The sequence below is a fragment of the Sphingomonas lacusdianchii genome (genome assembly GCF_022664395.1).
Lineage (GTDB): Bacteria > Pseudomonadota > Alphaproteobacteria > Sphingomonadales > Sphingomonadaceae > Sphingomonas > Sphingomonas lacusdianchii.
In genome coordinates, this window is the sequence record NZ_JAKRET010000017.1 from 26,630 (window position 1) to 43,696 (window position 17,067).

The following is a 17,067-nucleotide window of genomic DNA, read 5'->3' on the forward strand; positions in this document are numbered from 1 at the left end:
CCTCTAGCCTTGATACGCAGCTCAGGGCGCTATCCCTCAGCGCCCGCCCAATCGCTCCAGCAACTTCGATCGCGCGCGATAGAGGCGGGTTTCTACCGCCTTTTCGCTGATCGACAACACTGCCGCGGTTTCAGCCTGGCTCAACCCCTCGATCGTGCGCAGCACCAAGGATTCCTTCAATGCGGTCGGCAAGCCCGCAATGGCGCGCGTCACGCGGTCGAGTTCCTGTCGGTCGCCCGTCGCGTCGTCGATCGCCACCTGGTCGTCTGCAATGGCTTCGGCTTCCGCGCCGATCGGTGCGGCGAACGCCAGAAAGCGCCGCACGGTGCGCTTGCGCCCCCAATCGCGGCACTTGTTGATCGCGATCGTCGATAGCCACGCGCGCATCGATCGATCGCCGTCGTAGCGGGGCAGGGCCTGATGCGCCGCGACGAAGGTCTCCTGCAGAAGGTCCAGCGCCTCGTCGGCCTCGCCGACGCACGCGCGCACCATGCGGAAGATTGACTGCCGATGGCGGCGCATGATCTCGGCGAAGGCGGCTTCGCGCCCGGCGATGCTGAGGGTCGCCAGCTCGCCGTCCGTAAGCGTGGTCCAGTCGAGGCTCACGCGCCGAACCTCAACGTGCGTCGTCGGTGAGCGCCTTCACCACGGCCTGATCGAACTGGCCGGTCTGATTGGGCCGCAAGAGCTGGCGCATGGCGAAGATGTGCGCCAGCGTCGCTTTCTGGAGCTCGCCCATGACGGCGTGGCTCTGGTCGACCGCTGCGGCGACGCGCGGCCCGTTGCCATGCTCGGCCTCGATCGCTTCAGCGAGCCGGGCATTGTTCGCCCGCAATTCCAGCTCGAATGCGCGCCGCTGCACGGCGAAACGCTGCTCCAGCACTTCAAGTCGCGCTTCCTGGTTGGCGTCCAGCGCCAGCTTATGATGCAGCACGTCGTGCAGCTCCGAGCCGGGCTGGGCACGTGGCGGAAGTAGCGCCCGCCCCACGAACACACCGATGATCGCGGCGATGAAGCACGCGACAATGCCAAGCAGAAGGCGGATGCGGCCGCTCATTGCACGCCGACGAGCAGCGTGGAGGGCGCGAGCGGCGACACCGGCCCCAAGGGCGATAGCGAAGCCGCGCTGGCTTCCTTCGCGGGCACACCGGCACCGAAGATGCCCATGACGAGCGCCGCAGCGATCGTCATTGCCCCAACGCCTAAGCCGGCGCGCGCCGCTGGACGTGCGGCGACCCGCGCCAGCACGCGATCTTCCATGCCATCAAGGCTCGCGGGCACGGGTGCTTGCGCCAGCCTCATCAATACTGCGTCGAGGTCCATGTCGTTCACTCCACCCCTCTAGCATGGATTACGCAAGCGACGCGCCCATCCCTCAAATCCATCCGTGAGGGGTGGTCGATCGGGGCGCGTAATGAAGGACAGGAACCCTCCTGTCGAAAGGCCCCCTATGCGCCGCCTATCCGTTCTGACTGCTGCTGCCGCTCTCGTCATGTTCGCCGGAACGGCGAACGCCCATCCTAAGCTGGTGTCGGCATCGCCGGCCGCCAATGCGACGGTCGCGAAGCCCGCTCGTATCGAACTTCATTTCAGCGAGAAGCTGATGCCAGCCTTCTCCAAGGCCGATCTCACGATGGCAGCGATGCCCGGCATGGCAGCCATGAAGATGGCCAGCGCCTCCGCGCTCTCGTCCGATGGCCGGACCCTCGTCATCACCCCGAAATCGCCGCTCCCATCGGGTCGGTATAGCGTCGCGTGGAATGTCGTCTCGACCGACACCCACAAGGTCGCAGGAACCTACGTCTTCGCGGTGAAGTGAGGCGATGGGGGACTGGTCGCTTATCGGCGTCCGCTTCGCGCTCTACGTGACGCTGGCTGCGCTGTTCGGCCTTGCCGCATTCAGCCTTTATGGGCTGCGGGCGCGCGAGCGCGGCGACGCGCTCGCGCTGCGTCCCTGGTTCATCGCCAGCGCTGGCCTGAGCCTGTTGTTTTCAGGCGCCTGGGTCGTGCTGATGGCCTCCTCAATGGCCGGAACGCCGGCCTGGCCGATCGACCGTGAAGCAGTCGGCGCGCTGCTCACCGGCTCTGCGATCGGAGCAGCATGGAAGCTGCGCATGGTCATGGTGGCCCTCGCGGCGCTGGCAGCGCTGGTCGCGGGCGGGCGCGGCATCTGGCTGAGCATCGTCGCGCTCTGCTCGGCCGTGGCACTCGCAACGCTGGCGTGGACCGGACACGGCGCGATGGACGAAGCCGTGATGGGCTGGGTCCACCTCATCGTCGACATTCTCCATCTGATCGCCTCGGGCGCTTGGGTTGGCGCACTACTGGGGCTGCTCCTGCTCGTCTCCCGACCCGCGGCGCGCGTAGACGCGGCGCATCTGGGGCTGACGCACCGCGCGCTGCACGGGTTCGGCGCGATCGGGACGGTTGTGGTCGGCACGATCCTCGTCACCGGCCTGGTCAACGGCTGGATGCTGGTCGGGATCGGCAACCTCGCCACGCTTCCTGCGACGCTCTATGGTCAGCTCCTGATCGCAAAGCTGGCGCTGTTCGTCGCCATGCTAGGGCTCGCCTCGCTCAACCGCTTCCGGCTCACGCCGGCATTCGAGCGGTCGATCGCAGCGGACGATCACAAGGGCGCCCTCGGCGCGCTGCGGACAAGTCTGGCGATCGAAACCGCCTGTGTCATCGCGGTTCTCGGGCTGATCGCCTGGCTCGGGACGCTCGCGCCGCCTGCATCGGCGATGTGATGCGCGGCCGGGGAGCCCTCGCGGTCCCCGGCCGTTCACGGGGCCGCGCCTGATGGATCAGTCGATCCTGCTCGACGAGACGGGGAGGATGCTGGCCGTGGCCGGCCTGATCTGCGTGGTGCTGCTCGTGCCGATGATGATCGTCGGGCTGATAATCAGCATCTTCCAGGCGGCGACGTCGATTAGCGAACAGACGCTGAGCTTCGTGCCTAAGCTGATCGCGCTAGGCGTATGTTTGGTGATTTTCGGGAGCGCAGCGACCGAGCTCCTGACCAAGTTCACGGCCGAGCTGTTCGCTGTGATCGCGAGCATGGGCCGTTGATATGCAGATAGCTGCGCGGGCGGGCGACCGCCCGCGCAAGCCCCGCTATGCCGCCATCCGATCGCAGGAATCGGCGCACTTCCGGCACGCTGCCACGCAATCCTCCATGCCGCCCAGGGCCTCGCAGCTCGCTGCGCAAGCCCGGCAGATCTCGGCACACTCGCGGCAGATATGCTGATGGTGGGCGGACTTGCGCGCCATGAAGTCGATCGCAACCGCGCAAATTTGCGCGCAGTCGGCCATGATCTTCATATGCTCGGGCGCGGCGTGCTGGCCGCCCATTTCGAGGCAATGGTTCATCGCCATGTGAAGACAGGTCACATGGCATTCGTGGCAGGCGTCCATGCACGCCTTCATGCCGGGGTCGATCTGGTGCATCGCATTATCTCCGTATGAGCCCCCGCCTATTCCTAGATACGCGCGCCGCGCGATCACCCCTTGCCGCGATCTCCGTCGTTCGCGGCAAGTTACATGGCCCACCGACCGAACAGCGTCGCAACGATGATGCCCGCGCCAAGCATGATGAGCGTCAACACTGTCATCGCGGCGATCTGAGGTCCGGTCACGCGCGCGCCGGCCGCCATGCCGCTCATCCCTGCCATTGCGTCGTGTCCCATGTCCGGCATCGGCGTGGCCGATTGCCGGTCCGCGCCGACTTCGTGTCCGCCATGCCCCAGCGCGCGCACCGTGCCCATGCCGTGCTTCAAGCGCACGCCAACCAGCCAAAGGTTGATCGGATAGGCGACTGCGAACCCGACGAGTGTCGCCAGCGACATGACGCCCCAAAAGCGGAGCGAGCTGGCGTGCATCGCGGCCATGTCGCGGCTCATCAACACCACCATCGTCGGGATCATGCCGGCCATGACGGCATTCATCGACAGCCATTCGGGGATGAACGACATGCGAAGCGCGCCCCAATAGGAACCGCCCGCCATGTCGCGCATGAAAAGCGCCTGGAAAATCAGCAGTCCGAACGCGAAGCCGAACACATATTCCGCGATCACGTCCTGCCACATCGGCAGGCCGAGCGCCGTGGTGATCGCGGCTGCGGCGATGACGCCGGTTGCATCGCCCGCCATGCAATGGATGGCCGAGCCGAACGCCTGCTTCCAGAGCGGTCGAACGAAATCCTCGTGCCGCTCGTTCGCCGGCTCCTGGCAGGACAGGACATAGGCCGCGGCCATGATCGGGCCACCATAGAGCGTGACCAACAGCCACCCCCATTTCATCACGCGCAGCTCGGGGTTGCGGGTGAAGGCATCCCACGCGACGTAAGCGACCGAAAGGGCGGTCAGCACGAACCACCCGATCAGCACGGCGTCGAGCCAGGGGGCCGGGGATGGCATCGTCACGGCAGCACTCCTCTACATGCTAGAGGATACGCGGCTCTCCGGATCATCCCTTGCGCGGAGCGGGCTAGGCGAGCTTGCTGGAAACGGCCTTGATCGCTTTCAGTCCCGATCCGAACCGCGCGATGGCCTCCCGGTTCTTCTCCAGCTCGCCATAGGGCAGGTAGGATATGTCGAGGTCGGCTACGCGGCTGAACGCGGGCCGCTGCAACTGCGCGCGAACGTCCGTCTCGCGCGCGTCGGGCGCGACAAGGAACAGCCCCGCGGTCGCGTGAAGGTCGCCACCGCTCAAGGCCAGGTCGAGCATCCTGACGATGCCCGAATAGATCGAGGTCGAATGCTCCACCTCGAACGCCGCGGCGACATGATCGCCGGCCTTCTCAAGCCACAGCACGTCGATCAGCCGGATCGAGTCAGCGCCCTTCGACGTCGCGATCGTGTCGGGCAGGCGCTCAAGGCATCCTGCGCCCAAGGGTGATCCGTCGAAGGCGCGGCTGCGGTCGTTCGCGGCGATCCATACGTCATAGCCGAGCGCCAACCCTAGATCGCGAAGCCATGCCTGGATTTCGGTATGGGTGCGCTCGTTCTCGCCCTCGCGCTGAGCGGCCTTGCTGAGCGTGCGCGCTTCCTCGCGCGCCGCCTCAAGCCGCTGCCCCCAGCTCGCCAGCGTCGCGCCGCTCACGTCGAGGGGCGGAGCCGGATAGCGATCGGAGCCGATGTCGAACAACAGACCGCCGATCGCGCCTAAATCATTCGATAGCAGCTCGCGGAAGCGGTCGTTGAGATCGAGGATGCCGGTCCGCATCGCCAGAAAATGCTCCCAGCTCCCGAGCTTCACATTCGCCCCCGTCAGCGCGTTGTAGCCCTTAACGATTGCGGTGTTGAAGGGCGGCACCAGCGTCGGGTGAAGGAAGTAGAGGAGGTTGGCGACCGCCGGACCCAGCCCCTTGATCTTCAAACGGTCGATCGCGTGGATATGGCTGATGATCTCCTCGGCCGTGTCGCAACAGGAACAGGCGTCGAGCAAGCGGCCGAACGCGCGCTGATTGTCGGGGCTCTCGTAAATGTCGGGGATGCGGAGCTTCGGCTTCCAGAGGAACGCATGGTCCGCGCCCTTGAAGATTTGCCGCTGCTCGGCGACGGAATGGACGACGGTTTCGAGCGACGATCCGCGGTAGGCGACGCCGAACGTGCCGCGCTCGATCTCGCCGACAACCTGGGTGATGCCGCGCCGGATTGATCGGAAGTTCTTCAACCGCTCGTCCCAAAGAAACCAGCTCCGATAGGTCGCGCCCTGATCGTCACGCCAGCGGGCAATTAAGCGGCGCACCAGGCCGTCATGGTCGGTGCCAGTAGAAAGACTGTCGATCTGCGCTGCCATATGTCCCCGATTGCCCCCGGCCCGCGTTTGGCGAGCTAGTAATAGACCTAAGCTGCGGCCCTTATGGCGTCGAGGGTGTAGAGCTGGCCCCCGCAATATGAGGGCAACGCCGCTCCCGCGCGTAGATTCAACATACACGCCAGCGGTGCCGACAGGGCCTTGACCCTAACACGGTGTCATACCCTACATGCTCTCGGGTCGAAGGAGTCTTGCCATGAACGACCCTCATTCCCATTCCCAAGCCGGGGGTTGCGGCTGTTCGAAGCCTGCGCCTGAATCGGTCTCCACGCCCTCATCCTGTTGCGGGGGCGGCTCGGCCGCTCCCGCAAAGATCGAGCACGAACATCATCACACCGAAGCGGGCGGCTGCTGCTCGGGCAGTAAGGACAACGATGCCGCAGCAGCAGTGATCGACGCGGTGTGCGGCATGACGGTCGATCCCGCAAAAACGACACACCATGCCGAGCACGCTGGTCATGCCTATCATTTCTGTAGCGCAGGGTGCCGGAGCAAGTTTGTCGCCAATCCTGACGCCTATCTGAGCGATAAGCCGAAACCGGAGCCGATGGCGACGCCGGGGGCGATGTGGACGTGCCCGATGCACCCGCAAATTCGCCAGGAAGGGCCGGGAACTTGCCCAATCTGCGGCATGGCGCTCGAACCCGAAGAACCGTCGCTCGACGATACTCCCAACCCTGAGCTGGTCGACTTCACGCGCCGACTGTGGGTGGCGGGCGCGCTCACGATCCCGCTGCTCGTCGTCTCGATGTTCGCGGAAATGTTAGGCCTGCATGTGGTTAGCCCTGCGGCCTCGCCTTGGGTCCAGCTCGCACTCACCGCGCCGATCGTGCTGTGGGCGGGCTGGCCGTTTTTCGAGCGGGGGTGGACATCGCTTCGTACCCGCCATCTCAATATGTTCACACTGATCGCGATCGGCGTAGGTGCCGCCTTCCTCTATAGCGTGGTCGCGACGCTCGCGCCGGGCATCTTCCCAGCGACCTTCCGCACGCATGGGAGCATGGTTCCCGTCTATTACGAGGCGGCCGGCGTCGTGGTGACACTGGTGCTGCTCGGGCAAGTGCTCGAACTGCGCGCTAGGGCGGCGACAGGGCGCGCGATCCGCGCTCTCATGGATCTCGCCCCCAAGACGGCGCGACGCTTGCAGCCTGACGGTTCTGAAGAAGAAGTCGGGCTTGCCGACGTGGCAACCGGTGACCGGCTGCGGGTCCGCCCCGGTGAAGCCATCCCGGTCGATGGCGTCGTGGTCGAGGGTCGTTCGTCGGTCGACGAAGCCATGCTCACCGGCGAACCCGCGCCGGTCCTCAAGGAAGTCGAGGCGATCGTTACCGGGGGCACCGTCAACGGGACGGGCAGCCTGGTGATGGAAGCCCGCGCGGTTGGTTCGGACACGATGCTCGCGCGTATCGTCCGCATGGTCGCGGAAGCGCAGCGAAGCCGCGCCCCGATACAGGCGGTCGCCGATCGGGTTTCAGGATGGTTCGTGCCGCTCGTCGTGCTGATCTCGATTGCGACCTTCATCACTTGGTCGCTGGTCGGCCCTGAGCCGCGCATGGGCCATGCCCTGCTTAACGCCATCGCAGTGCTGGTGATCGCCTGCCCGTGCGCGCTCGGGCTCGCCACGCCCATGTCGATCATGGTCGGCACGGGACGCGGCGCTCAGGCCGGCGTGCTGGTGAAGAACGCGGAAGCCTTACAGGGGCTGGAAAAGGTCGATACCCTTGTCATCGACAAGACGGGTACGCTCACGGAAGGCAAGCCCAAGCTGATCGCGGTCGAGACGGTCAGCGCGGTCGGAGAGAACGACATGCTCGCGCTTGCCGCGGCCGTCGAAGGCCAATCCGAACATCCGCTCGCGCACGCAATCGTCGTTGCCGCCAAAGAACGAGGATTGCAGCTCGGCACAGTCGCGGACTTTGCCTCGCAAACCGGGCTGGGTGTCAGCGCCACGGTGGGCGGCCGCTCGGTCGTGATTGGCAATGCGGTGCAAATGAGCCGGATCGGCGCTGATCTCAAGCCGGTCGACGCCGCGGCCGATCGTCACCGTGGCGAAGGCGCGGGCATCATCCTCGTCGCGATCGACGGGGCGCTCGCCGGTCTGCTCGCAGTCGCCGATCCGGTGCGCGCATCGGCGCGCGACGCTATTGCCGCGCTTCGCAAGGAGGGCCTGCGGGTCGTCATGCTCACCGGCGACAATCGTGGGACGGCCGATGCTGTCGCGCGCGCCGTGGGCGGTCTTGATGACGTGCGCGCCGATCTGCTGCCGGAAGACAAGGCGCGTATCATCGGCGAGCTGAAAGCGAGCGGCGCAAGGGTCGCAATGGCGGGCGATGGGATCAACGACGCCCCGGCGCTCGCCGCCGCGGATGTCGGCTTGGCGATGGGAACGGGAACAGACGTGGCGATCGAAAGCGCCGGCATGACGCTCACGCGCGGCGATCTCTCGGCGATCGTGCGCGCCCGCAAGCTCGCTCGCGCGACGATGCGAAATATCCGCCAAAACCTGTTCTTCTCGTTCTTGTTCAACGGAATCGGCGTGCCGGTTGCGGCCGGCGTGCTTTACCCGGTTGCCGGTATCCTGCTGTCGCCGATGCTGGCCGGTGCAGCGATGGCGCTCTCGTCCTTCACCGTGGTCCTGAACGCACTGCGGCTCAACGCGGTAAAGCTGTGAACATCGGAGCGGCGTCGGACGCCAGCGGCGTCTCCCAACGCATGATCCGCCACTATGAAAAGATTGGTTTGGTGCCCGCGCCGCCACGGCGCGGGAACTACCGGGACTACGCCGACGCTGACGTTCATCGGCTGCGATTTATCGCCAACGCGCGCGACCTGGGGTTCCCGATCGAGGAAATCCGCACGCTGCTGGGGCTGTGGTCGGATCGCGATCGGTCGAGCGCGGAAGTGAAGACGCTGGCGGAAGCCCGCGCTGCCGAACTGGGCCGCAAGGTCCGCGTCTTGGACGCCATGCGCCGCTCGCTTACCGGGCTCGCCCAAGCCTGTCATGGCGATGATCGGCCTGATTGTCCGATCATCGAACGCTTGGCTGAATAACTTGCGCGGCTAACTTTTACTCCACTTGAGCGTGATCGTGCGTCGCACCGTTTCACGCGTTTCGCGCTGCGGCTTTGCCGCACCCCTCGATCGCCGCGCGGTTGGCCGTCACGATCCTGTCGGCCCCGACGATGGCGCGGAACGCGGTGGGACTGGCGCTCTGGATCATACGCTGCCCGGCTTCCCAGCGGGGCAAGTCGAGCGTCCGCGCCGCCATGCGCTCGGGCCATTGCCAGCTCGCCGGTGCGATCTCGCGCGCGACCAGGCCCGGCACGATCGCCCATGCGAGGATGCCGGCCGCCACCCCACCCAGGGCAAACCATAGCTGCCGATTCTTCTGGTCGGCGCGTGTCCATGCGGACCCGGCGATGGCGCGAAGATCGGCCATGATGCGGGCCTTGTCCTCGCCCGCCTTGGCGAGCGCCGCCTGATCCTCGCGCCGGGCGGCGCTGCCCGCCGCGGCGATGCGCTGCGCCATCTGCTCCGGCGTCATCGCCAGCGCCGGGGCCGCTTTCAGGAATTGGCCGATGCGCGCGACGTTCTCGCCTGCCGTGTTCACGTTCTGCTGGAGCACGCCAAGCGTCTCGGTATGGTCGGGTATGTCGATCGCCGCGCTCGGCCGCCAAGCCCTCCACGGCGCAGCGCCAGCTCGCCGCGCATGGCCTCGAACGCCTCGGCCGCGCCTGCTCCGCCCTGATCGTCCTCGTTCGTCACCTGTCGTGAGCCTGCAACCCGTGATATTCCTCCGAGTTAATCAAAGGAGACCCAACAATCACCGGACCGGTCATGCCTAAGACACCACACACGAAAGGCCCGGACGAAACCCTTTCTCTCCTCGCCGATCCCTATCGGTTCATCTCCAGGCAGTGCCAGCGCCTAGGCGCAAACGCTTTTGAATCCCGTTTCCTGCTGAAAAAGACCAACTGCCTTAAGGGGGCCAAGGCCGCCGAAATCTTCTACGATACGACCCGCTTCGAGCGCGAAGGTGCCATGCCGGTCGCTATTCAGAAGACACTGCTGGGCCAAGGCGGCGTTCAGGGTCTGGACGGCGAGACCCATCGGCACCGCAAGCAGATGTTCATGGGCCTGATGACACCAGAGCGCGTGCGGGCGCTGGCGCAATTGTTCGAGGCCGAGTGGCGCAGGGCGGTGCCGGGCTGGACGCGCAAAGGAGAGATCGTCTTCTATGACGAGTTGCATGAGCCGCTGACGCGAGCGGTATGCGCTTGGGCGGGAGTTCCTCTTCCGGACGATGAAGCCGGCAACCGCGCGGGCGAGCTGCGGGCGCTGTTCGACGCCGCCGGCTCGGCGAGCCCAAGGCATCTTTGGTCACGGCTGGCCCGTCGTCGCGTCGACGCATGGGCGAAGCGGATCATTGAAGGCATTCGGGCCGGGAGCATCGGCTCGGGCTCGGGGACCGCGGCTTACGCGATAGCCTGGCATCGCGACCGGCACGACGATCTTCTTTCGCCGCACGTCGCAGCGGTCGAACTGGTAAATGTCCTTCGCCCGACCGTCGCGATCGCAGTGTACATCACCTTCGTCGCCCACGCGCTGCAAACCTGTTCAGGGATCAGGGCGGCCTTGGTTCAGCAGCCGGACTATGCCGAGCTCTTCGTCCAAGAGGTCCGCCGATTCTATCCCTTCTTTCCCGCTGTGGTGGCGCGCGCGAGCCAAGATTTCGAGTGGGAGGGGATGGCCTTTCCGGAAGGGCGTCAAGTGGTGCTAGACCTTTATGGGAGCAATCACGACGCAGCGACCTGGGCCGACCCCCAGGAGTTTCGCCCTGAGCGTTTCAGGGCTTGGGACGAAGACTCCTTCAACTTCATTCCGCAGGGCGGCGGCGATCACTATCTCGGCCATCGCTGTCCCGGCGAATGGATCGTCCTCGCGATCATGAAGGTGGCGGCACACCTCCTCGTCAACGCGATGCGCTATGACGTACCGGACCAAGACCTGAGCATCGATTTCGCCAGGCTGCCAGCGCTTCCGAAAAGCGGCTTCGTGATGCGCAACGTCCACATAGGTGGCTAGGGCCGCGTGCCGTGGTGATGGTGATCGGCTCCGTTATCGACCGTTTGCGCGAGTACGGGGTGCGATGCGACATCTACGCAGTCGAATGTTGGTTCAGCAAGTCGATCACGGCGCACCTCGCCGCCCCGTCGCCTTCGCAACGGTCGATGGTCGCAGCCAGCAGGCTTTCTAGTTGCGCCAGATCCTCCATCTTAGCGCGCACACGCTCTAGATGGTGAGCCGCGATCTCGCGGACCTCACTGCATGACGCCTGCGCAGAACCGCCAAGAGACAGGATCGCGCGCACCTCGGCCGGGGAGAAGCCGAGTTCGCGCGCGCGACGGACGAACCCAAGTGCGCGGACGTGACCGGTCCCATATACCCGCCGCCCGCCGCTTGTGCGGGGTGGCGTTGCGAGAACACCAACGCGCTCGAAGTACCGGATCGTCTCGATATTCACGCCAGTCCGGCGAGACAGCTCGCCGATCGTGATGCTTTCCTCAACGCGCATATATTGCTTGCTCCTGTAGTCACTACAGGATGCATAACGGGCTAACCCGCTAGAGGCGATAGATGAACCAAGAGACCATCCCGCGTGAACCCCTAGGCGCACCAACGTCACGACGTCGCGCCGACACGGGGCTATCCGCCCTCGGCGCGCTTGCGAGCTTAGCCGCTGTTCTAGCTGCGGCGTCATGCTGCGTCCTGCCCCTCGCACTCGCGGCGCTCGGCCTGGGGGCGGGCCTGTCCAGCAACTTCGCCGCGCTGATACCACTACGGTGGCCGCTAACGGCGACCTCCCTCATCGGCTTGGCTGCTGGGTGGTGGGCCTACGCGCAGCGGCGGAGGTCCTGTGCTGGGGACCGGTCCTGCACAATGCCGCTGCCCTCGCGCGCGACACCTATCCTGCTCGCGATCGGAACGGTTCTGACGCTTATCGCGTTCGCCTGGGACCTCCTAGAAGCGCCGCTGATGAACGCGCTTTCCTGATGCAGCTCACCTCAACCCTGACCTGTCCCAAATGCGGCGGGGTGGCCACCGAAAGGATGCCCACCAACGCCTGCCAATTCTTCTATGATTGCCGGCATTGCGCGGTGGTGCTGCGGCCCCTGGCTGGCGACTGCTGCGTGTTCTGCTCATTTGGCGATGTCCCATGCCCTCCGATCCAGGAAGCGAAAGCAAACGGGACTGTGGCGGGCTGCTGCGGGTGAGGCGATAGCTTCACGTTTCTTCGTGAACTGGGGTCCTGCTCGCCAAGGTCGCGCAAGCGAAATTGCCTACTTCGGTCTTATTCGACCGGTTCCTGACCTGCCTCAACTGCTCATTTTCGAGAGGGCATTTGAACAGGATAGCATTTCGGGCGCTTCAAAAACCCTTGCTCCTCCAGTTGCTAGAGCATGTAACCGCAATTTGCTCTCCTGCGGACGGGGGGCTGGAGGTGGCTTTTTGACGGCCCGTGTTGAAGCAATCGGTATGTCTCGACGCTCATTAGTGGCGCGGCTGGTGGCCTGTGGAACCGGCTTGGTGCTCGGTTCTCCAACGCTCGCGCGACAGACTTCCCGGTCTGCGGCCTCGTGGAACTTCGGCGCGGCTCACCTCGAATGGGAGCCGCTGGAAGTCGGCACGGGTGATACCCTCCTTGTTTCGGCACAAGTGCGCGGAGTGCCGGCGCGGGCGGTGCTCGACAGTGGCAGCGGCGCGTCGATCATGAGCACGGCGCTCGCGACGAAGCTCGGCTTGAACAATGGTGAGCGGCGCATGATTAGCGGGCTGAGCGCCAAGGCCCCGGTGCTGCTGGTCCGCGACATCGACGTACAGCTCGCCCGCGAAACCCGTCGCTTACCCTTTGCCGTTGTTGGTGATCTGAGTTCAGTGTCGGCGGCCTTCGGACGACCGATCGACGTTCTCCTCGGTGCCGATATGTTCACGGGCAGCTGCATCGCGCTCGATTTCGCGAACAGGCGTATGGCGGTCGTCAAGTCAGGCACGTTTCTCGCCGGCCCCGACTGGCGCGCTGTCGCGCTCGGACGCGGTGCCAAGCAGGAGCTGTTCATCCGGGCCTCCGTCGAGGGCCTGTCTCCCGTGCCCTTGATGATCGATCTTGGCAGCTCGGCCGCGCTGATGCTCTCGTCGGCCTATGCCCGCGATCAAGGGCTGTTGAACGGGAAGCTCGTCTCGACCGCGGCGATCGGCGGCGTCGATGGCGTGCGGGTCAACGATGCTTTCACAACCCAGAACATCAACATTGAAGGGCTTGGCGTCTCGAACGTCCCCACACTCGGGATGAGAGCTTGGCTCTCCACCAGCACGGTTGGCAATGTCGGCCTACCGCTGATCGCTCAATTCGACGTGGTGTTCGACGTGACCGCCGGATTCGTGTGGCTCCGGCCACTCGGTCCTCGTCGTCGCCTGCCGATGCTGAAGGACCGTAGCGGCCTTGGCCTCGCAGCCTCACCAACGGCGCTCACCGTCGTTCATGTGGCGGCGAACAGTCCCGCGGAAAAGGCTGGCTGGGCGGTTGGCGACCGGATCGTGGCGGTGAACGGCCATTCGATCGATGCGAACTATACGCGTGGGGAGCTCTGGCAAGTGCGCTCCCGGCCTGCTGGCACCCTCGTAAAGCTGACGATAGCCTCGGGTGATGTGCGCGACCTCAGGCTAGCCGACTATTACTGATCGGCTTGAGGGTGGCCTTTGCCGATCGCCTTCATGATCCGACAATCGGCCATGCGCGCCTTGGTGCAGCTCTGGCTGAGCATTGCCAACTCATCCCGCAACACCGCGAGTTGCGCCAGCCTCTCCTCAACATCCTTGAGGTGCTGAGCAGCGATAGCTGAGGCGGCACCACAATCCTGGTCCGGGTTCTGCGCCAGCCCCATCAACGATCGTATTTCGTCGACCGAAAAGCCGAGCCGGCGACCGTTGCGGATGAAGTGCAAACGCTCGATGTCGCTGGCATCATAGGTTCTACGGCCCGACGCCGTGCGCGGGGCGGAGCGCAGCAACCCGATCGACTCATAAAACCGGATCGTCGTCACTTTTGTCGACGTCTCGCTGGCGAGCTGCCCAATCATCACCGGCTTCATCATGCCATCCTTGCTAATGCGAACGTGTCGCACATTTCGCTTGCTTCTACAGCGACTGGAGGTGGTAAGGAAGGCCGCATGAATGCTTCTACCGAAAGCTGCGGGTGCCACGGGGAGCCCGCGCGCGCGCAAACCGATCCGGCCTATCGCCGTGCGCTGCTGACCGTCGTGGTGCTCAACCTCGGCTTCGGAGTCGCCGAGCTGTTCGGCGGGTTCATCGCCGATAGCCAAGCGCTGAAAGCGGATTCCCTCGATTTTCTCGGGGACGGGTCGATCAGCCTTATCGGTCTTCTCGCGCTTGCCTGGTCCGCACGGGCGAGGGCAAAGGTCGCGCTGACGCAGGGGTTGTTTCTCGGTGCGCTTGGCGTGGGCGTAATCGGTTTCGCGATTTGGCGCGCCCTGAACGCAACCGCGCCGGATGCCGAACTGATGGGCACAATCGGCGTTGTCGCGCTCGCGATCAATGTCGTGTCCGCCTTGGTGCTTGCGCGTTTCCGGGAAGGGGACGCCAATGTTCGCGCGATCTGGCTGTTCAGCCGCAACGACGCGCTCGCCAATGTCGCGGTGATCGCCGCGGCCGGTCTGGTGGCGTGGACAGGAAGCGCCTGGCCGGACCTCGCCGTCGCCGGCCTCATCGCCCTCCTGTTCCTCCACTCCGCTTATGAAATCGTCACTGGCGCTCGGCGCGAACTGGGAGAGCGGTAGTGCGTCTGCTCACCTTGATCCGGGCAATGCTCTCGCTGCGGCTGCTCGCCGCGCTCGCTGCGCTGCTGATCCCTGCTGCGGCATTCGCCGAACCCGGCGACGTGCAAACCGCATGGCGGCTGCTCGACTATATGGCCGTCGATTATGGAGGCGCGGTCGCGAACGGTCGGATCAAGAGCGCGTCGGAATACGCCGAAATGAATGAGTTTGCCGCGTCGGTCTCGACACGGCTTCAAGGCCTGCCGGCGAAGCCGGAGCGCCAAGCCCTCATTCAGCGGGCCGCCAACCTCCAAGCGGTAATCGCGGAAAAGGGATCGACTGAACAGGTGGCAACACTGGCGCACGGGCTCGCGGCCGATCTGCTGCGCGCCTACCCGGTGCCGCTCGCGCCCGATAAGGCTCCGAACCTCGTCTCCGGCCATGCCCTGTTCCAACAATCCTGCGCGTCCTGTCACGGCATGACGGGCAACGGCCGTGGCCCCGACGCCGCCAAGCTCGCGACACCCCCGATCGCCTTTACCGATGCCGAACGTGCGCGCCAGCGCAGCGTCTTCGCGCTCTATCAGGTGGTGACGCAGGGCATCGACGGGACGGCGATGCAGAGCTTCGCCGATCTGCCGAACGATCAGCGCTGGGCGGTAGCATTCCGAGCCGGGAGCTTCGCCTTCACGGACGCGCAGGCGCGCGAAGGCGAGCGGCTGTGGAAATCCGATCCGACCCTTCGCCGTCGCATCCCGGACCTGAAAACCCTGGTCGCACTCACCCCGGCCGCGCTCGGCGCGGCGATCGGCGACGCCAAGGCTGACGCCGTGCTCGCGTTCCTGCGTCGCCACCCTGAACAGGTGATGCAACAGGCTCCCGGCTCGCTCGCGGTCGCCCGCGCCAAACTCGCCGAAAGCGTGGCCGCTGCCCGGCGTGGCGATGCGCGGATGGCAAAAGAGCTGGCGCTGTCAGCCTATCTCGATGGGTTCGAGCCGATCGAACCAACGCTCACCGCGCGCGACGCGACGCTGATGGGCCGAATCGAGGGCGCCATGGGGGAGTTCCGCGCCGCGATCGACCGGGGCGCATCGCCCGATGATCTCGCGGAGAAGGTCACGGTGCTGGGCGGCTTTTTCGATGATGCAGAAGCGGCGCTCGCGCCCGATGCCGCCACCGAGGCGTCCACGTTCCTGGGCGCGTTCACGATCCTGCTGCGTGAAGGGCTCGAAGCCCTGCTCATCGTCGTCGCCATGATCGCGTTCCTGCGTAAAGCCGAGCGCGGCGAGGCGCTGCGGTACGTGCATGGCGGCTGGGTCAGCGCGATCATCGCGGGCGGGATCACCTGGGCGGTCGCCACCTATGCGATCGGGATCAGCGGTGCGAGCCGGGAGCTGACGGAAGGGTTTGGCTCGCTGTTCGCCGCGGTCGTGCTGCTCTCGGTCGGGATTTGGATGCACGGCAAGGCGCAGGCCGATCAGTGGCAGCGCTATATTCGCGAGAAGATGTCGCGGGCGCTCTCGGGCGGGTCGGGCTGGTTCCTGTTCGGGCTGGCGTTCGTCGTAGTTTATCGCGAGGTCTTCGAGACGATCCTGTTCTATGCCGCGCTTTCGGCGCAAGGTGACAACGGGATGCTTCTCGCGGGGGCCGGGTCGGCGATTGGACTGCTCAGCCTGATCGCTTGGGCCATGCTTCGCTACAGTCGCAAGCTGCCGATCGCGCAGTTCTTCCGCTATAGCTCCTGGCTCATGGCGGTCCTGACCGTCGTGCTGGCGGGTAAAGGCGTCGCCGCGCTCCAGGAAGCCGGCCTTATCAACATCGCACCGCTCGCGGACGTGCCACGGCTGTCGATGCTCGGCGTGTTTCCCACTTGGCAATCGGTGCTGGCGCAACTCCTGATGGCGGTCGCCATTGCGGTCGGGTTCGCCTGGAACGGGCGCGACCGATCCCGCTCGGGTTCCGGCTCAGTGACCCTTGGTTCGAATTAGTGCAATGACATGAAAACCCTTCCGTGATAGAGGCAAGCTAGTGCGAGCCTTTTTGCCTTTCCTGACATGCCTGATGCTGGTCCTGACCAGCTTCTCCGGCATGGCCCATGCCGCCGATCTGGCGGGGGGAAGCATCGCGGGCGTTGAGTTCACGGTCCATACCGCCGGTGACATCGATCAGGTGCCATCGGACTCGGACAAGAATGTCCCGCATCATCACAATTATTGTCACGGACACGACGTCGGCGCGCCTGCGCGCACGACGATGGAATATACCCCCGTCCTCACAGTGCCCAAGCCGACAATCTCCGCCTCTGCGTCGCTCGACGGCCGCACCGGCATGGTCCATTTGAGGCCCCCCCAAGCCTGACGTCCGATTTGGGCGTGCGTTGGCGCGCCCCTGTCGATCATCGTCAGGAGTCCTA

Annotated in this window: 21 protein-coding genes; 12 read left to right on the forward strand and 9 right to left on the reverse strand. The window is 65.2% G+C overall.

Annotation, left to right across the window (positions count from 1 at the left end; genetic code table 11):
• Positions 1–36: 36 nt before the first annotated feature.
• The 3 genes from MF607_RS18500 to MF607_RS18510 are packed head-to-tail and all read right to left on the reverse strand — an operon-like array spanning position 37 to position 1,323.
• Positions 37–606, reverse strand: a complete 570-nt coding sequence (locus MF607_RS18500; RefSeq protein WP_017980785.1) for an RNA polymerase sigma factor — start codon at positions 604–606, stop codon at positions 37–39.
• A 10-nt stretch (positions 607–616) separates the two neighbouring features.
• Positions 617–1,057: a periplasmic heavy metal sensor gene (locus tag MF607_RS18505; RefSeq protein ID WP_017980786.1), complete on the reverse strand. Its 441-nt coding sequence runs from the start codon at positions 1,055–1,057 to the stop codon at positions 617–619.
• The gene (locus MF607_RS18510) at positions 1,054–1,323 is read right to left on the reverse strand and encodes a hypothetical protein (protein ID WP_020486670.1); all 270 of its coding nucleotides are present in this window, start codon (positions 1,321–1,323) and stop codon (positions 1,054–1,056) included. The genes MF607_RS18505 and MF607_RS18510 overlap by 4 nt, the downstream gene beginning before the upstream one ends.
• Positions 1,324–1,450: 127 nt before the next feature.
• On the opposite strand from MF607_RS18510, the gene copC reads away from it, so the two are divergent.
• Genes copC through MF607_RS18525 form a run of 3 tightly spaced genes read left to right on the forward strand, consistent with a single transcriptional unit; the run spans position 1,451 to position 3,072 of the window.
• The gene (gene copC, locus MF607_RS18515; protein ID WP_020486671.1) at positions 1,451–1,819 is read left to right on the forward strand and encodes a copper homeostasis periplasmic binding protein CopC; all 369 of its coding nucleotides are present in this window, start codon (positions 1,451–1,453) and stop codon (positions 1,817–1,819) included.
• A 4-nt stretch (positions 1,820–1,823) separates the two neighbouring features.
• Positions 1,824–2,750 (forward strand): copper homeostasis membrane protein CopD, encoded by a 927-nt coding sequence (gene copD, locus MF607_RS18520; protein WP_017980789.1) that lies wholly within the window; start codon positions 1,824–1,826, stop codon positions 2,748–2,750.
• Between the two features lie 52 nt (positions 2,751–2,802).
• Positions 2,803–3,072 (forward strand): flagellar biosynthetic protein FliQ, encoded by a 270-nt coding sequence (locus tag MF607_RS18525; protein WP_242121619.1) that lies wholly within the window; start codon positions 2,803–2,805, stop codon positions 3,070–3,072.
• A 45-nt stretch (positions 3,073–3,117) separates the two neighbouring features.
• On the opposite strand, the gene MF607_RS18530 is transcribed toward MF607_RS18525, so the two are convergent.
• The 3 genes from MF607_RS18530 to MF607_RS18540 all read right to left on the reverse strand — a co-directional run bounded on the left by MF607_RS18530 (position 3,118) and on the right by MF607_RS18540 (position 5,802).
• On the reverse strand, positions 3,118–3,450 hold the full coding sequence (locus MF607_RS18530) for a four-helix bundle copper-binding protein (RefSeq protein ID WP_017980791.1): 333 nt from the start codon (positions 3,448–3,450) through the stop codon (positions 3,118–3,120).
• A gap of 89 nt (positions 3,451–3,539) precedes the next feature.
• Entirely contained in the window at positions 3,540–4,418 is an 879-nt protein-coding gene (locus MF607_RS18535) for a DUF4396 domain-containing protein (RefSeq protein WP_017980792.1), read from the reverse strand.
• A 70-nt stretch (positions 4,419–4,488) separates the two neighbouring features.
• On the reverse strand, positions 4,489–5,802 hold the full coding sequence (locus MF607_RS18540) for a hypothetical protein (protein ID WP_017980793.1): 1,314 nt from the start codon (positions 5,800–5,802) through the stop codon (positions 4,489–4,491).
• A 331-nt stretch (positions 5,803–6,133) separates the two neighbouring features.
• Between MF607_RS18540 and MF607_RS18545 the strand changes: the two genes are divergently transcribed.
• Positions 6,134–8,491: a heavy metal translocating P-type ATPase gene (locus MF607_RS18545; protein WP_371262954.1), complete on the forward strand. Its 2,358-nt coding sequence runs from the start codon at positions 6,134–6,136 to the stop codon at positions 8,489–8,491.
• Entirely contained in the window at positions 8,488–8,871 is a 384-nt protein-coding gene (gene cueR / locus MF607_RS18550; protein WP_017980795.1) for a Cu(I)-responsive transcriptional regulator, read from the forward strand. The genes MF607_RS18545 and cueR overlap by 4 nt, the downstream gene beginning before the upstream one ends.
• Before the next feature lie 52 nt (positions 8,872–8,923).
• Here cueR and MF607_RS18555 read toward each other — a convergent pair whose 3' ends face one another.
• Positions 8,924–9,445 carry a DUF6118 family protein gene (locus MF607_RS18555; RefSeq protein WP_017980796.1) on the reverse strand — a complete coding sequence of 174 codons (522 nt, stop codon included), beginning with the start codon at positions 9,443–9,445 and terminating at the stop codon, positions 8,924–8,926.
• Positions 9,446–9,657: 212 nt separating this feature from the next.
• Between MF607_RS18555 and MF607_RS18560 the strand changes: the two genes are divergently transcribed.
• A complete protein-coding gene (locus tag MF607_RS18560; RefSeq protein ID WP_017980797.1) occupies positions 9,658–10,905 on the forward strand; it encodes a cytochrome P450 in 1,248 nt (415 codons plus the stop codon).
• A 73-nt stretch (positions 10,906–10,978) separates the two neighbouring features.
• On the opposite strand, the gene MF607_RS18565 is transcribed toward MF607_RS18560, so the two are convergent.
• The gene (locus tag MF607_RS18565; protein ID WP_017980798.1) at positions 10,979–11,395 is read right to left on the reverse strand and encodes a MerR family transcriptional regulator; all 417 of its coding nucleotides are present in this window, start codon (positions 11,393–11,395) and stop codon (positions 10,979–10,981) included.
• Positions 11,396–11,457: 62 nt separating this feature from the next.
• Between MF607_RS18565 and MF607_RS18570 the strand changes: the two genes are divergently transcribed.
• The 3 genes from MF607_RS18570 to MF607_RS18575 all read left to right on the forward strand — a co-directional run bounded on the left by MF607_RS18570 (position 11,458) and on the right by MF607_RS18575 (position 13,560).
• Complete coding sequence (locus MF607_RS18570; protein ID WP_017980799.1) at positions 11,458–11,874, forward strand: mercuric transporter MerT family protein; 417 nt, start codon at positions 11,458–11,460, stop codon at positions 11,872–11,874.
• Positions 11,874–12,095: a GDCCVxC domain-containing (seleno)protein gene (locus MF607_RS22810; RefSeq protein WP_081609171.1), complete on the forward strand. Its 222-nt coding sequence runs from the start codon at positions 11,874–11,876 to the stop codon at positions 12,093–12,095. Before MF607_RS18570 ends, MF607_RS22810 begins: the two co-directional genes overlap by 1 nt.
• A gap of 262 nt (positions 12,096–12,357) precedes the next feature.
• Positions 12,358–13,560 carry an aspartyl protease family protein gene (locus MF607_RS18575; RefSeq protein ID WP_081609172.1) on the forward strand — a complete coding sequence of 401 codons (1,203 nt, stop codon included), beginning with the start codon at positions 12,358–12,360 and terminating at the stop codon, positions 13,558–13,560.
• Here the strand turns inward: MF607_RS18575 and MF607_RS18580 are convergent.
• Entirely contained in the window at positions 13,554–13,970 is a 417-nt protein-coding gene (locus tag MF607_RS18580) for a MerR family transcriptional regulator (RefSeq protein ID WP_004212867.1), read from the reverse strand. The genes MF607_RS18575 and MF607_RS18580 overlap by 7 nt on opposite strands.
• Positions 13,971–14,048: 78 nt before the next feature.
• Between MF607_RS18580 and MF607_RS18585 the strand changes: the two genes are divergently transcribed.
• The 3 genes from MF607_RS18585 to MF607_RS18595 all read left to right on the forward strand — a co-directional run bounded on the left by MF607_RS18585 (position 14,049) and on the right by MF607_RS18595 (position 17,012).
• Positions 14,049–14,675: a cation efflux transmembrane domain-containing protein gene (locus tag MF607_RS18585; RefSeq protein ID WP_004212870.1), complete on the forward strand. Its 627-nt coding sequence runs from the start codon at positions 14,049–14,051 to the stop codon at positions 14,673–14,675.
• Entirely contained in the window at positions 14,675–16,642 is a 1,968-nt protein-coding gene (locus tag MF607_RS18590; protein WP_020486673.1) for a cytochrome c/FTR1 family iron permease, read from the forward strand. The genes MF607_RS18585 and MF607_RS18590 overlap by 1 nt, the downstream gene beginning before the upstream one ends.
• Before the next feature lie 73 nt (positions 16,643–16,715).
• Positions 16,716–17,012: a hypothetical protein gene (locus MF607_RS18595; protein WP_007406840.1), complete on the forward strand. Its 297-nt coding sequence runs from the start codon at positions 16,716–16,718 to the stop codon at positions 17,010–17,012.
• Positions 17,013–17,067: the final 55 nt, after the last annotated feature.

What these genes read in the sequence shown, in the direction of transcription:
- MF607_RS18505 (WP_017980786.1), bottom strand. Translation starts at nt 1,057, where the DNA reads ATGAGCGGCCGCATCCGCCTTCTGCTTGGCATTGTCGCGTGCTTCATC.
- MF607_RS18510 (WP_020486670.1), bottom strand. Translation starts at nt 1,323, where the DNA reads ATGGACCTCGACGCAGTATTGATGAGGCTGGCGCAAGCACCCGTGCCC.
- copC (WP_020486671.1), top strand. Translation starts at nt 1,451, where the DNA reads ATGCGCCGCCTATCCGTTCTGACTGCTGCTGCCGCTCTCGTCATGTTC.
- copD (WP_017980789.1), top strand. Translation starts at nt 1,824, where the DNA reads ATGGGGGACTGGTCGCTTATCGGCGTCCGCTTCGCGCTCTACGTGACG.
- MF607_RS18525 (WP_242121619.1), top strand. Translation starts at nt 2,803, where the DNA reads ATGGATCAGTCGATCCTGCTCGACGAGACGGGGAGGATGCTGGCCGTG.
- MF607_RS18530 (WP_017980791.1), bottom strand. Translation starts at nt 3,450, where the DNA reads ATGCACCAGATCGACCCCGGCATGAAGGCGTGCATGGACGCCTGCCAC.
- MF607_RS18535 (WP_017980792.1), bottom strand. Translation starts at nt 4,418, where the DNA reads ATGCCATCCCCGGCCCCCTGGCTCGACGCCGTGCTGATCGGGTGGTTC.
- MF607_RS18540 (WP_017980793.1), bottom strand. Translation starts at nt 5,802, where the DNA reads ATGGCAGCGCAGATCGACAGTCTTTCTACTGGCACCGACCATGACGGC.
- MF607_RS18560 (WP_017980797.1), top strand. Translation starts at nt 9,658, where the DNA reads ATGCCTAAGACACCACACACGAAAGGCCCGGACGAAACCCTTTCTCTC.
- MF607_RS18565 (WP_017980798.1), bottom strand. Translation starts at nt 11,395, where the DNA reads ATGCGCGTTGAGGAAAGCATCACGATCGGCGAGCTGTCTCGCCGGACT.
- MF607_RS18570 (WP_017980799.1), top strand. Translation starts at nt 11,458, where the DNA reads ATGAACCAAGAGACCATCCCGCGTGAACCCCTAGGCGCACCAACGTCA.
- MF607_RS22810 (WP_081609171.1), top strand. Translation starts at nt 11,874, where the DNA reads ATGCAGCTCACCTCAACCCTGACCTGTCCCAAATGCGGCGGGGTGGCC.
- MF607_RS18575 (WP_081609172.1), top strand. Translation starts at nt 12,358, where the DNA reads ATGTCTCGACGCTCATTAGTGGCGCGGCTGGTGGCCTGTGGAACCGGC.
- MF607_RS18580 (WP_004212867.1), bottom strand. Translation starts at nt 13,970, where the DNA reads ATGAAGCCGGTGATGATTGGGCAGCTCGCCAGCGAGACGTCGACAAAA.
- MF607_RS18585 (WP_004212870.1), top strand. Translation starts at nt 14,049, where the DNA reads ATGAATGCTTCTACCGAAAGCTGCGGGTGCCACGGGGAGCCCGCGCGC.
- MF607_RS18595 (WP_007406840.1), top strand. Translation starts at nt 16,716, where the DNA reads ATGCTGGTCCTGACCAGCTTCTCCGGCATGGCCCATGCCGCCGATCTG.